This window comes from Thiocapsa sp. UBA6158 (genome assembly GCF_002423035.1).
GTDB lineage: Bacteria > Pseudomonadota > Gammaproteobacteria > Chromatiales > Chromatiaceae > Thiocapsa.
The window spans coordinates 1-6426 of the sequence record NZ_DIUM01000103.1 but is presented as its reverse complement, the minus strand read 5'-3'; the positions used below and the strand labels follow the sequence as shown (position 1 = coordinate 6426).

General features: G+C 63.7%; 4 protein-coding genes and 1 pseudogene. All 5 read left to right on the top strand.

Annotation, left to right across the window (positions count from 1 at the left end):
* Positions 1-26: 26 nt before the first annotated feature.
* Positions 27-972: pseudogene (locus tag B4N44_RS13985) on the top strand (adenosylhomocysteinase).
* A gap of 374 nt (positions 973-1346) precedes the next feature.
* Positions 1347-2210 carry a methylenetetrahydrofolate reductase [NAD(P)H] gene (gene metF, locus B4N44_RS13980; RefSeq protein ID WP_296701906.1) on the top strand — a complete coding sequence of 288 codons (864 nt, stop codon included), beginning with the start codon at positions 1347-1349 and terminating at the stop codon, positions 2208-2210.
* 596 nt (positions 2211-2806) lie between these two features.
* Positions 2807-3223 carry a sulfur globule family protein gene (locus tag B4N44_RS13975; protein ID WP_296701904.1) on the top strand — a complete coding sequence of 139 codons (417 nt, stop codon included), beginning with the start codon at positions 2807-2809 and terminating at the stop codon, positions 3221-3223.
* A 317-nt stretch (positions 3224-3540) separates the two neighbouring features.
* Positions 3541-4320: a hypothetical protein gene (locus tag B4N44_RS13970; protein WP_296701902.1), complete on the top strand. Its 780-nt coding sequence runs from the start codon at positions 3541-3543 to the stop codon at positions 4318-4320.
* 98 nt (positions 4321-4418) lie between these two features.
* A partial coding sequence (locus tag B4N44_RS13965; RefSeq protein ID WP_296701899.1) for a sodium-translocating pyrophosphatase occupies positions 4419-6426 on the top strand: 2008 nt, incomplete at its 3' end.

The window sequence follows — 6426 nt, the reverse complement described above, 5'->3', positions numbered from 1 at the left end:
ACGACGGCGGCGACGCCACACTGATCGTGCACAAGGGCGTGGAGTACGAGAAGGCCGGCGCTATCCCGGCGCCCAAGGCCGACGACAACGAGGAGTGGTTGTCCATACTGGGCCTGCTCTCGCGCACCTTCGCACGCAACCCCAAGCACTGGCACGGCATCGCCGAGGGTATCCGCGGCGTGACCGAGGAGACGACCACCGGCGTTCATCGTTTGTATCAGATGTTCCGTGACGGGCAGCTCCTCTTCCCCGCCATGAACGTCAACGACTCGGTCACCAAATNNCATCAAGCGCGCCACCGACGTCATGATCGCCGGCAAGATCGCGTTGGTCTGCGGTTACGGCGATGTCGGCAAAGGCTCCGCGGCATCGCTGCGTGGGCTCGGCGCGACCGTCTGGATCACCGAGGTCGATCCCATCTGTGCGTTGCAGGCGGCGATGGAGGGCTATCGCGTCGTCACCATCGAGGACGTCGTCGGTATGGTCGACATCTTCGTCACCGCGACGGGTAATACCGACATCATCACCCATGATCACATGGCCGCCATGAAGGACCAGGCGATCGTCTGCAACATCGGTCATTTCGACAACGAGATCCAGGTCTACGCGCTCAAGCAGTACGAGTGGGTCAACATCAAGCCGCAGGTCGACCAGATCATCTTCCCGGACGGGCATCGCATCACCCTGCTGGCCGAGGGACGACTGGTGAACCTGGGCTGCGCGACCGGACATCCGAGCTTCGTGATGTCGGCCAGCTTCACCAATCAGGTGCTGGCCCAGATCGAGATCTTCACCAAGCCGCAGGAGTATCCGGTCGGCGTCTATGTGCTGCCCAAGCATTTGGACGAGGATGTCGCACGTCTGCATCTGAGCAAGATCGGTGCGAAGCTGACCGCCCTGTCGAAGGCGCAGGCCGACTATATCGGCGTAGCGGTCGAGGGGCCTTACAAGGCCGAGAACTACAGGTATTAAACCGCGCCCGTCGCGATCCTATCGAGGTTGCGGGTTTCGCGACCTCGCGGGTACCTCGACGCGTTGGATTCGGCGCGGTTGAAGTCTTTGACCAAAGACTAGATCGCGTGTGATTCAGGCGCGAGGGTTCGTGCACGGTGGATCGAAGACGGCGATGGTGCCTGTCGTCTAAGCCCGGGTCTGCTCGCGACACCGCGTGCCGGGGTCGCGCCTGCGTCGGGCGCTTCGCGCGACCTGCGCAGATCATCCGGTCGGCGTTCGATGCCTGTCGCGGCGCCGCCCATCTCCACCCATTCGCCGCCGGATCGAAGCCACTGATCGCGTGTCTGCGCCGCGCCGGAGGCTGGAGGCCGGAGGCCGGAGGCTCCTAAGCCATGCCGCTCCAATCACAGCAAACCACGACCTACAGTGTCGAGCTCTTCCCGCCCAAGACCCCGGAGGGAATGGAGAAGCTCAAGCGCGAGATCGCCGAGATCAACAGCGTCTCGCCGGGCTACTTCTCGGTGACCTACGGGGCAGGGGGCTCCACGCGCGACCGCACATTCGAGACCGTCGACTGGCTGCGTGGTCACCACATCGAGACCGCCCCGCACATCGCCTGTGTCGGCTCGGCACGGGCCGAGATCAGCGAGATCCTCGGCCGTTACCGGGAGCAGGGGATCCGACGTCTCGTGGCCCTGCGAGGGGATCTTCCATCCGGCATGGGCGGAGGCACCGGCGGCGATTTCCGCTACGCCAACGAGCTGGTCACCTTCATCCGCGACGCATTCGGGGATACCTTCAAGATCGAGGTCGCCGCCTATCCCGAGTATCACCCGCAATCGGGCAGCCCCGAGCGCGATCTCGCCAACTTCAAGCGCAAGGTCGAGGCCGGCGCGGATGCGGCCATCACGCAGTACTTCTATAACCCGGATGCCTACTTCGCCTTCGTCGAGAGTTGCGATCGGGTCGGCGTCACCGTGCCGATCATCCCCGGCATCATGCCCATCACCAACTACACGCAGCTCGCGCGTTTCTCCGACGCCTGCGGTGCCGAGATCCCGCGCTGGGTGCGCCGCCGACTCGAGGGTTATGGCGACGACGTGGAGAGTCTGCGGGCCTTCGGGCATGAGGTCGTGCTCAACCTCTGCCGTCGGCTGATCGACGGCGGTGCGCCGGGTCTGCACTTCTATACGATGAACCAGTCGGGTCCGACGCTGCGCCTGTGGCAGGATCTCGCCCTTCCGCGTCCGGCCTGAGCTCGAACGGGCCGGGGGCATCCGCGGCGCACCGACCTTGCTCCGTCCGGATGCATGCCACTTTAACCAACGTAATAAATGAGGTTTGTCGCTCCGGCTCATGTCCCGGTCCGGGCGGGGACATGGGCCGTTCTTGTGACGGAAACCCCTGTTTCAGCTCGATTGCCGTCCTCGGCATCGGCTCCATTTCCCCCGAAGGACGCGCTCTACGGGTGCGCTCGGCTGACCCGATCGCGGCCCGGTCGACCCGCAGGCGCTGTTTAATGCGTTGCGTCATCACGCCATCGACGCCTATACTCGCTGCGCTTCTACCGGTAATGAGCGGCCCGAGCTCCTTCGCAGGGTAAGCTGTTACTCCGATGGGCCGTCGAGCCTGCAACCTCCCCTTCTGCTCGGATTTGCGCAACACGGCAAATCGCGCCGGTCGGCTGTTTGCGCCTTCATACGGCTCACTTCGGGGCTGAGCCCGAACCCCTCGGGGTTCGACCGCTGGCTCCACGTTAAGCCCGCAGTCGGAGACACAGCATCCCCGGCTTCGGAGACCTCATTGCGGGCACGCCCGCACTCAACGTTTCCTGATTAGAGGTAGGACGAACATGAATAAAACGATCAAGTTTGCAGGTCTTGCAGCCGTTGTCGCTCTGGCTGGCGCTTCCTTCTCGGCCAGCGCGTGGTGGGGCGGCCCGGGCTACGGCGGTCCGGGTGGTTACGGCGGTGGCCCCGGCTACGGCAGCGGCATGATGGACAACTTCGGCGACATGTTCGGTGACGGCACCGGCGACTTCAACATGAACATGAGCGGAAGCGGCCGCAGCTACGGACGTGGTCAGGGCCGTGGCTACGGTCGCGGTTACGGTTATGGCGACGGGTACGGCTACGGCGCTCCTTACGGCTATGGTGCCCCCTACGGCGCGCCCGGCTATGGCGCCCCTTACGGTGCGCCCGGCTACGGTGCTCCTTACGGCGGCGCAATGCCTGCCCCGATGGCGCCCCCGGCTGCTCCTGCTCAATAAGGATGATCTAGTCGCCTAGGGGCTTCGGCACAGACCGAGCCCCGAGTCGATTCGGATACAGGGACGTATCCAACCCACCTTCCGCACGGCCCGCCCCACGCCCGCTCGACGTTCTCGACCGATGTGCGCTCCAAACATCCCTCGCTCTCCGGCATTGCTCCGCCGCCGCTTCGATCCGACAGCGCACGCACCGCCCGCTCGATGTCCCTTTCTTACTCATCATCCTGATCTGCTCTCCACATTGCCTGCATTTATGGTGATAATTGAGAAACACCGGGTCCGTTCGGAGATCCGGGCACATCACGGCGAGGCTCGGCATGGCTGAAAAGCATCTGTATCTGTCCTTGATCCCGCAGGCCCTGATCGCGTCGATGCTCGAGCCGGAGGCATTCGGCAGCTACTACGCGGTCGGCTCCAAGGCCCATGTCAAAGGCGAGGCGATCTTTTTCGAGGTCGATCCCGCATTCCGCTCCGACGACTTCCCGTTTCATCTGATGGACGAGCGGTGCATCACCCAGCCCGACGGTGCCCCGAAGCGCTCGGTCTATCTCTCGATCTACCGTGTCTTGTCGCGTATCCCGGTCTCCGCACTCGGCAACCTCTATCTGGTGACGAACGACGGCAAGACACTCGAGCTGTCGCGCTCGGTTTATCTCCCGGAGCCCGGCGGCCGCCTGCATCTCTATCAAGAGTTCTGTCCCATCACACCGATGGTCGCCAGCCGTTCGGATCCGCACGATTTCTGCAACGCCATCACGGATCCGTCACACACCGTTCACGTCCCTCGCCTGGTTTTCTCCGAGCTTCGCCTCGGCGCGCTTGCGATCGATCCCGAGAACGGTGCGGCCGACGATCTACCCTATTCGAACCTCGCACATCTACGCGATGTGCTCTACGAACTCAAGTACAACGACACCAAGCCGAGCAAGCTGGTGCTCAAGCAGGTCAAGGAGGGCGTGCTCTACCGCATGGTTCAAGGTGGCTTCTATGTCGGCGACCAGACCGACTTTGCCTTCTACCGCTTTCCGAATCTCGAGGAGCTGGAGAATCGGCATCGGGGCTGGTGGCGCTCTGCAGTGGTGACTGCGCTCGAGTGATCCGCGGTCCTGGATTCTTCTGAGTCTCGGACTCGGATCCTGCCCGACGCATCTCCTGCGGCGGGTTTTTTTGGCCTCCCACGTCCATTGGAATACCCATGAACGAGCCTGTCTTTTGGATCGCACCGATCGCCGTGCTGTTGGCGATGATCTATGCCCGGAAGTTTTTCAAGGAGATGCTCCGGCAGGACCAGGGAACCGCGTTGATGCAGGAGATCGGCGACCATGTGCGCCACGGCGCCATGGCCTATCTGCGCCAGCAGTACAAGGTCATGTTCTTGGTGTTTGCGGCCGTGACCATCGTCTTCGGCGTCCTCGCTTACTACTACCATGTTCAAAACCCCTGGCTGCCCTTTACCTTCGTCTTCGGAGGCTTTTTCTCGGCGCTCGCGGGCTATTTCGGCATGCAGACTGCAACCCGTGCCTCCACGCGTACGGCGGCGGCCGCCCGGACATCGCTCCCGGAGGCGTTGAAGATCGCGTTCCGAAGCGGTGCCGTCATGGGATTGGTGGTCGTCGGGCTCGGGCTCGGCAACATCGTAGTCTGGTTCATCCTGGCCGACCTGCTGATCCCCCACAGCGCAGCCGGTGAAGGGGTCCGCATGGTGTTGGTCACCACGACCATCCTGACATTCGGCGTGGGTGCTTCGATGCAGGCCATGTTCGCGCGTGTCGGCGGCGGTATCTTTACCAAGGCCGCGGACGTAGGTGCCGATCTGGTCGGTAAGGTCGAGTCCGGCATCCCGGAGGACGACCCACGCAATCCGGCCGTGATCGCGGATAACGTCGGGGATAACGTTGGTGACGTCGCCGGCATGGGTGCAGACCTTTTCGAGTCCTACTGTGGCTCGATCCTCGCGGCCTCTGCGCTCGGTGCGGCCGCCTATGTCCTAGACCCCACGCTTCAGATGAAGGCCGTGGTGGCCCCCATCGCCATTGCCGGCATCGGTATCCTGCTGTCGATCGTCGGGGTCTATCTGGTCAAGACCGAAGAGGGCGCGACCCAAAAGGATCTGCTCGGGTCACTCTCGCGCGGCATCAACGCCAGTGCGCTCATGATTGTGGTGGCCTCCGCCGGGTTGCTGCTGTTGCTCGGCATCCCGAACGTCTGGGGGATCTGGGGCGCCGTGGTGACCGGCCTGGTCACGGGTATCATCGTCGGTCGCTCGACCGAGTATTCCACCTCTCCCAGCTATGGGCCAACCCGGCTCATCGCCGCCCAAGCCGAAGGCGGCCCGGCAACCCTTATCATCGCAGGCGTCGGCGTGGGTATGCTGTCGACCGCGATTCCGGTCCTGGCGGTCGGCGCCGGGACCCTGTTGGCCTTCCTCTTCGCGTCCGGTTTCGATCTGACCCAGATGAACCTGGGTCTCTATGGCGTGGCCATCGCGGCGGTCGGGATGCTCTCTACCCTGGGCATCACGCTCGCCAGCGATGCCTACGGTCCGATCGCGGATAATGCCGGCGGCAACGCCGAAATGAGCGGGATGGGCGCCGAGGTGCGGGCGCGCACCGATGCACTGGATTCACTGGGCAACACCACGGCGGCGACCGGCAAGGGGTTTGCGATCGGTTCCGCAGCCTTGACCGCACTCGCGCTCATCGCCTCCTATATCGAGGTGATCCGCATCGAGTTGGTGAATATGGGGCAGACGGTCTTGACGCTCGGCAACGGCGCGACGGTTGCGACGGCTCAGGCGACCCTGACCGATTTCATGACCTTCTTCAACGTGACCTTGCTCAACCCGACCGTTCTCGTGGGCCTGCTGATCGGCTCGATGGTCGCCTTTGTCTTCAGCGGCTTGACGGTGCAGGCGGTCGGGCGCGCGGCCATCATGATGGTGGAAGAGGTGCGCCGGCAGTTTCGCGAAGATCCGGGCATCCTTCAGGGGACCTCGCAGCCGGACTATGAGCGCTGTGTCGCCATCTCCACCGTCGGAGCGCAGCGCGAGATGGTGCTGCCGGCCCTCCTGGCGGTCATCGCGCCTGTCGTGGTGGGCCTGTTGCTGGGTGTCGCAGGCGTGATCGGTCTGCTGATGGGCGGTCTTGCGAGCGGCTTCGTGCTCGCGGTCTTTCTCTCGAACGCCGGCGGCGCCTGGGACAACG